Raw genomic sequence first — 7133 nt, forward strand, 5'->3', positions numbered from 1 at the left:
CTATTAATTAAATCATAATGAATATAGTTTTATACCTCAAAATATTTCCTCCTTGCGGCGAACCTTTAAATCGGGGTATAAGTAAAGCTGTGGATGGTTTAGCTTTTGGGTTAACAGAGTGCGGAAATAAGGTAACTATCTTATGCGAAGGATATCAGGATAATTTTATAAAAACTGAGAAAGGCTATGAAATTAAATGTTTTGCTAATCTATCTAAAAAAGGGGCAATTTTTTCTCTGGCATCTGGCTTAAAAAAATATATTCAAGAAAAGTCTAAACCAGATTTAGTTGTTATTAGCGGTATATTTAATCCTAGTGCTTACTCTCTATCCCGCTTTCTAAAAAAGTGTGGAATTGATTATATTGCCTGGCCTCACGACCCCTATAATCCTGATATTTTTAGCAAGAAATCATATCTAAAATTCCCTTACTGGTATTTTCTAGAAAGACCTATGTTAAGGCAAGCAAAAGCAGTACAAGTATTAGATATTCGTCATGGAGAATTTCTCATAAATTTAGGTGTTAATACGTCTATTATTGAACTACCTAATGGTTTTCATCCAGAAGATGTTTTGCCAGAATCAAAATTAGAATGGCGACAGAATACTCCTGCAAAATTGTTATTTTTAGGTAGAATAGATGCTTACAATAAAGGGTTGGATTTACTTGTGGAAGCTTTTGCAAAAATTGTCAGAAAAAAAGATACTAGCTCTAAATATAAATTAATAATTCAAGGTCCTGATTTTGGAGACAGAAAAATGCTGGAAGAAAAGGGTAAAAAACTTTTGATTTGTGACAATTTATCTTTTTTAAATCCAGATTTTGATGTTTCTCCTACTTCCATAATTGCTAACTATGATATCTTTTGTCTACCCTCCCGTTTTGAAGGTTTTGGTTTGTCTGCATTAGAAGCAATGCTGGCTGGTAGAGTATTATTAGTTTCAGAAGTTGGGGGTATAGCATCTCATGTAAAATCTAGTGGCTGTGGAGTAGTTGTTCAGCCAGAAGTAGCTAGTATAAAAGAAGGTTTGGAAGAACTTTTAGAACGTCGTTCAGAATGGGAAGAAATGGGAATGGCAGGAAGACGTTATGTACTGAAAAATTTACAGTGGAATAAAATTGCTGAGAGGGCATTAGATNGTTGTTCAGCCAGAAGTAGCTAGTATAAAAGAAGGTTTGGAAGAACTTTTAGAACGTCGTTCAGAATGGGAAGAAATGGGAATGGCAGGAAGACGTTATGTACTGAAAAATTTACAGTGGAATAAAATTGCTGAGAGGGCATTAGATAATTATAAAAAAGTATTATACTAATATATATAGGATTGATCATTTCAGTTATCAGTTATCAGTTATCAGTTATCAGTTATCAGTTAACCTCCGACTAAAGTCGGAGGCTTGAAATACTGAGTTAAATATTTTTTCCATCCCCTTAAAAGGGGAGGCGCATACCCTCATTTTTTGGTAAAAAACTAAGAATACATAAAAAATATGGTAGTGGTAAATAAGTAATGATTTTTATTTATGAGCATAAATATCCATTATCAATTAATGAAATATTTAGGGCTTGCTGATTAAATCTCAAAGCATTGACAGGAAATAAGGTGTCTTTTTATGTCTGGAAAAAGTACAAGGTTTTCCTTCTAAATAGCTGCATAAAGTGAGGATTTTTAGTTGGCGCGAGGCAGAAAAATTAAGGGATAATTATTCCTCCTGTCTCCTGTAAATTTCCCATTCATCCTGAATCCTACCCTCATCCATAATACTTTTTCAGTAAACCCTATTTAGAACTACCTTTTTTTCATTGATACTTAATTTAAAAATCAGCACTACTAACCAATACTAAAAAACTCAAATTATTATGGCTGTTTCCCATGACGCTTTCAGATTACCCCTAATTATATTTTTTTTATTTATAACCCAAATATGACTGCTATAGTTTGAATGAATTTATTGAAAAAATTATGCGCATTTTAAGTATACATAATCGCTATCAAATTCGAGGTGGGGAAGATGAATCTCGCGAGGCAGAACAAAGATTATTAATAGAAAATGGTCACGAAGTTGATGTTTATGAAGATATGAATGATCGCGTCCCAGAATTAGGTAAAATTCGTGTAGCTATTAGAACTATTTGGTCACAAGAAAGCTATAAAATAGTTAGACAGAAACTCAAACAAAATTCTTATGATTTAATTCATGTCCAGAACTTTTTTCCCCTTATTTCTCCATCGGTTTATTATGCTGCTAAAGCAGAAGGAGTTCCAGTTGTTCAATCTTTGCGTAACTACCGCCTGATGTGTGCTAATTCCTACTTTTTCCGGAATGGACTGGTTTGTGAAGATTGTATGAATAAATTTATCCCTTGGCCTGGTATAGTCCACGCTTGCTATCGGGAGAATCGGGCAGGTACTATGGTAGTAGCAGCAATGCAAACTGTACATCGTATCTTGCCAACTTGGATGAAGATGGTGGATATTTACATTACTCTCACGGAGTTTGCCCGTCAGAAGTTTATTCAGACAGGTTTACCAGCAGAAAAAATTGTTGTTAAGCCTAATTTTGTCTCTACTAACCCCGAAGTGGGAAAAGGAAAGGGAGGATATGCTTTTTTTGTGGGGCGTCTTTCACCAGAGAAAGGATTGGATACTTTGTTGGAGGCTTGGGAATATTTGGGAGAGAAGATACCTTTAAAAATAGTTGGAGATGGTCCTTTAGCATCCAAAATCCAAGAGGCTGCATCCAGACTTCCTAATGTAGAATGGTTAGGTAGGCGAAGTTTGCAAGAAGTTTATGAACTGGTAGGAGAGGCAAAGTTTTTGGTTTTTCCTTCTCAATGGTATGAAACTTTTGGGCGAGTGGCAGTTGAGGCTTTTGCGAAAGGAACTCCTGTTATTGCTGCTAATATTGGGGCAATTGCTGAATTGGTAGACTCAGGTTGTACTGGTTTATTATTTCGTCCAGGCGATCGAGAAGATTTAATTAGACAGGTAGAATATGCTCTGGCTTATCCAGAAGAATTAAGAAAAATGCGTTTGAAAGCTAGGGCTGAGTTTGAGGCAAAGTATACTGCCCAAGAAAATTATCGGCAGTTGATGGATATCTATAAGTTGGCGATCGCTTCTAAAAATTTAACTTAATTGGTTTATAGATAAAAAATGACAAACTACCCACCTTCTTTAACTCCCCCAGGCAAAACCAGTGTTTTAGGCATAGGAGTTAGTCACAGTAATTACTACGACTGTACAGAATTTATTATTAACTCTGCTAAAGTAAGACAATCTTGTACTGTTGCTCCGACCCCAGTACATGGTATTATGACTGGTTATCTCGATCCAAAGGGTCATGGCGATCGCCTGAATCAATTTACTCTAGTTGTTCCTGATGGTCAACCTGTACGTTGGGCAATGAATTTATTACGCAAACCTGATCGGCCTCATCTGAGCGATCGGGTTTATGGTCCGACGTTAATGTTACATCTTTGTGCTGCAGCAGCTAATGAAAATATTGGTATTTTTCTCTATGGCTCAACTCCTCAAGTTTTGGAAAGTTTGCAGCAAAATCTTCAAGACAAATTTCCTAACCTAACTATTGCCGGAACTATTTCTCCACCTTTTCGCTCCCTAACTCCAGAGGAAGATGCTGAATATATTCAACAAATTAAAGATTCTGGGGCGGGTATTATATTTATTGGTTTGGGTTGCCCTAGGCAAGAGGCTTGGGCTTTTGAAAAAAGTCAAAATTTAGATTCTGCTTTAGTTTGTGTGGGTGCTGCTTTTGATTTTCATGCAGGTAATGTTCCCCAAGCTCCATCTTGGATGCAAAAAGTTGGTTTGGAGTGGCTTTTTCGTTTGCTACAAGAGCCTACTCGTCTTTGGCAACGTTATATATTGTTAAATCCTCTCTATCTAATTCTTTTGTCGCTTCAGTTAATGAGGCTACTCCCTCTCAAGACTCCATTGAAAAAAGATTTTTCTTAACTTTGGGAGTTTTCCAATTATTTTTCCCTGGATGGGGATTTTAATTTTACTATTGCGTATGGAGAAATGGAAAAGTCACATCTGAGAATATCTAACTTTCTCAACCAAATACTGAGAAATTTTCTGCTAACTTCGGTATGAGTAAAATCCTTTNTTCCAATTATTTTTCCCTGGATGGGGATTTTAATTTTACTATTGCGTATGGAGAAATGGAAAAGTCACATCTGAGAATATCTAACTTTCTCAACCAAATACTGAGAAATTTTCTGCTAACTTCGGTATGAGTAAAATCCTTTCATTTATATATGCTGCTGCCCAGATGCAAATTTTAATTTTTACTATTGCGTATAAAGAAATAGTATCTTCATTTTATTAAGCACCACGCTAAAAATGGAAAAGTCACATCTGAGAATATCTAACTTTCTCAACCAAATACTGAGAAATTTTCTGCTAACTTCGGTATGAGTAAAATCCTTTCATTTGTATATACTGCTGCCCAGATGCAAATTTTAATTTTTACTATTGCGTATAAAGAAATAGTATCTTCATTTTATTAAGCACCACTATTTAGGAAAGACAAAATATGTTTGTTGGTACAACAGAAGCTGCTTCTCTATTAAATATTTCTGTTCAAAGAGTCCGAGTTTTAATCAAAGAAGGTCGGATTCAAGGAGCTAGAAAAATCAATGGTCGGACTTGGGTAATTCCTTTATATCAAGGAATGCCAAGAATCTCCAGCAGGAAACGTGGTCCTCAACCAAATTGGCATTCCTGTCGGCATTGTGGCAAAAATACCATTCATTTTGATCGTAATAATATTTCTACTAATAAAAAGGAGAAAAATACCGATCTTGATGTGATGTCTGTCAAAAGAAGCTCTAAGAATTTAGCCAAAGGTCACGAAATAGAGATTCACGGTCCCTGTAAAATAGTTTATCGACCAGAAAAGCCTCACTCTTGTGGAGCGACAGTCTGGATTGAGACCTTGGCAACGGCCACAGTATTTAACTTTGATGGTACAGTGGAGCGAGTGGACAGTAGGTGGATTTGGGAAGAAGAGGAAATGTGGAAAATCAATAAGAAAAATATTGAGGAGCTAATTCAAGAAGCTTCTTAATACGCGCCATCCTTAGCCAAAACAACCTTGACTGTCTTGAGTAAAATCTGGAAATCCATTGCCAAGGACCAATTATTGATATAAGTCATATCAAGGCGGAAGGCATTCTCAAAATCAAGAATATTTGAGCGACCCGATACTTGCCACAAACCTGTAATTCCTGGCAAAACATTTTGTCGTGCAAAATGGTGTGGTTTAAAACATTCAACATCTCGTAATGGTAGTGGGCGAGGTCCAACCAAACTCATATTACCTTTCACTACATTAATTAATTGAGGCAGTTCATCAATACTATAGCGCCGGAGAAACTTGCCAACTTTAGTAATGCGCGGGTCTTCTTTCATCTTGAATAGCACACCATCTTTAGTTTCATTTTTCGCCTCCAACTCTTTGATTAATTGATCGGCATTAACTACCATCGTGCGGAATTTCCAAACTTTAAAATGTCGCCCTCTCAAACCCATCCGAGTTTGTTTATAAAATATTGGTCCTGGAGAATCTAGGTAAATAAGAGCTGCAATGAATAATAGTAGAGGAGCCGCTAACAAAATAAACAAACCTGAAGAAAGTAAATCAAAACTACGCTTTATCCAATAATCAACACCTACAATTGCTGGCGGACTTAAATGAATTGTGGGTATCCCACCAATCATCTCTATTTTGGGTATTTGAGTGGGAATACTTAAACCAACTGGTAAAATCCGTAGATGAATACCTGCTGTTTTTACGCTCCAACAAAATTCCATGTGGTCTGGAATTGAGTGCCAAGAACAGACAAAAATTTCTCCCACTCCTTGCTCAGATATCTCTTCTAAAATATCTTGCCAGTGACTGCAATTTTCTTTAGTAGATACATCTACTTCCCCTAAGATTTCATATTCGTTATTACTGACTAACTTCAGAGCAATGTGTGCCACTAAAGTATCCTGATGAGTACCCACTAAAAAAATTTTCTGGCGGAGAGAACCTCGTCTGTGAATTATTGTAATAGTTGCTTCTACAATTAAACGAGCTGTCAGTACAAATATCAGATTAAATAACCATGCCAGTAAAAAAGTAGAACGAGAAAAAATTGCCTCTGGTTCGTAGAGGAAAGCTATAAATAGTACAATTACTTGGGCAAAAGTAAGACTTTTGATTAACCTAAAATATTGATAACGATTTTGATGCTCTCCATAAAATCCAGCAGCAGCAATACTATTAAGTGTAATTAGTAAAATTGGTAGTAAAAATCCTGGTTTATTTACAGAATTTCCGACTAAATCGAAAGATGAAATTACTTGAAAAGTCTTGAGATTACTGCTCATCCACTGAGCAGTTTTCCAAGCAAGAGATATTAAAGTTCCATCTAGAAATACAAATAAAATTGTACGCAACCAACCAACTATAGTACCGTGACTAAAACTGAAAATTCTGTTAGGAGCGCGTTGATCTAATTTACTTTTTTGAACATCAGAGGTTATGGGCTTTTGTGAATCCAGCATTTTTTTTATTATCCTTAAATAGTTGGCAATATCTATATTTATTTTTGTGGAAATTAAGTTACTTGAAATGCACCCTTTATCTCATTTTACTATCTGATACTACTGGGTAAAGTAATTATATAAAAAATTACTTACCTGTATTCAGTTGCCAGTAAACAGTTACTAATTACAGGTATTAAGTCTTACCGCACTTTGCGCGAATAGTGAGGTACAGTTTTAATATTATTTTTTCCCGATTCCCTACTCCCTAATGTCGCAGAATTTTTGACCTCATCAACTTGAAAACTGCTGTAAGATGTCATACTGTGCAATAAATTCAAGGGGAACTAAGAAAGACAGATTTTTTTGAGGGTTCCCAGCAATCAGCTTTAGTCCAAGAGACAATTTTCCCAGCAAATGATTTATTATCAATATAGTATAGATAGTTAAAAGAAAATAGAATTTCTTGCCTTTGATTTTTGGGAATAAATACTTATCTGTTTTGTAAGCATTCAGCTATTAAGTTATTTATTATCTGCTTATCTGCCAACGTTACGTTGTAAAGCAGTTATTCTC

Annotated in this window: 5 protein-coding genes; 4 read left to right on the forward strand and 1 reads right to left on the reverse strand. The window is 35.6% G+C overall.

From position 1 onward, the window contains the following. Positions 1–17: 17 nt before the first annotated feature. From AFK68_RS17785 to AFK68_RS17800, 4 genes are all read left to right on the forward strand, one after another. On the forward strand, positions 18–1139 hold a 1122-nt coding region (locus AFK68_RS17785; protein ID WP_143438003.1), incomplete at its 3' end, for a glycosyltransferase. 822 nt (positions 1140–1961) lie between these two features. After that, positions 1962–3137, forward strand: coding sequence for a glycosyltransferase family 4 protein (locus AFK68_RS17790; RefSeq protein ID WP_094673928.1), 1176 nt, complete (start codon positions 1962–1964; stop codon positions 3135–3137). Between the two features lie 18 nt (positions 3138–3155). Continuing rightward, positions 3156–3977 carry a WecB/TagA/CpsF family glycosyltransferase gene (locus tag AFK68_RS17795; protein WP_094673926.1) on the forward strand — a complete coding sequence of 274 codons (822 nt, stop codon included), beginning with the start codon at positions 3156–3158 and terminating at the stop codon, positions 3975–3977. A 583-nt stretch (positions 3978–4560) separates the two neighbouring features. Then, positions 4561–5094, forward strand: coding sequence for a helix-turn-helix domain-containing protein (locus AFK68_RS17800; RefSeq protein ID WP_143438002.1), 534 nt, complete (start codon positions 4561–4563; stop codon positions 5092–5094). On the opposite strand, the gene AFK68_RS17805 is transcribed toward AFK68_RS17800, so the two are convergent. Then, positions 5091–6578, reverse strand: coding sequence for a sugar transferase (locus tag AFK68_RS17805; protein ID WP_094673927.1), 1488 nt, complete (start codon positions 6576–6578; stop codon positions 5091–5093). The two genes, AFK68_RS17800 and AFK68_RS17805, sit on opposite strands and share 4 nt — an antisense overlap. Positions 6579–7133 lie beyond the last annotated feature (555 nt).

The sequence above is a fragment of the Hydrocoleum sp. CS-953 genome (assembly GCF_002260545.1).
In the GTDB taxonomy this organism is placed as follows: Bacteria; Cyanobacteriota; Cyanobacteriia; order Cyanobacteriales; family Microcoleaceae; genus Trichodesmium.

Excerpts from the sequence above, each read along its gene's own strand:
- AFK68_RS17795 (WP_094673926.1), top strand. The coding sequence starts at position 3,156 with ATGACAAACTACCCACCTTCTTTAACTCCCCCAGGCAAAACCAGTGTT.
- AFK68_RS17805 (WP_094673927.1), bottom strand. The coding sequence starts at position 6,578 with ATGCTGGATTCACAAAAGCCCATAACCTCTGATGTTCAAAAAAGTAAA.
- AFK68_RS17790 (WP_094673928.1), top strand. The coding sequence starts at position 1,962 with ATGCGCATTTTAAGTATACATAATCGCTATCAAATTCGAGGTGGGGAA.
- AFK68_RS17800 (WP_143438002.1), top strand. The coding sequence starts at position 4,561 with ATGTTTGTTGGTACAACAGAAGCTGCTTCTCTATTAAATATTTCTGTT.